The organism is Bacillus sp. GbtcB14 (assembly GCF_019091205.1).
GTDB lineage: Bacteria > Bacillota > Bacilli > Bacillales > Bacillaceae_G > Bacillus_A > Bacillus_A cereus_AG.
Genome location: NZ_JAGXJT010000351.1, coordinates 1 through 229, shown reverse-complemented (window position 1 = coordinate 229; position 229 = coordinate 1). Strand labels below are relative to the sequence as shown.

The following is a 229-nucleotide window of genomic DNA, read 5'->3' as shown; positions in this document are numbered from 1 at the left end:
AATAGATAGGAATCAATTCTCGCTTGAAATCTCCGTACATTTCAACGGCAATTTTCATGATTTCTTTGAGTTCATCGTAACTGTGGGAGCATACTGCTGGCAATCTTTCAGAGCCATTGGATAATACTTTTACAAACATATCCCATGACTTGCCAACTCTAACTTCACCATTATACCTTGCAGACCAAATCAACTCAACAAGACCATATTTTATGCTGCTATTGAATCT

1 pseudogene is annotated in these 229 nt (G+C 37.1%); it reads right to left on the bottom strand.

Annotation, left to right across the window (positions count from 1 at the left end):
• A pseudogene (locus KVT31_RS30100) lies at positions 1 to 229 on the bottom strand (hypothetical protein); the annotation flags it as partial.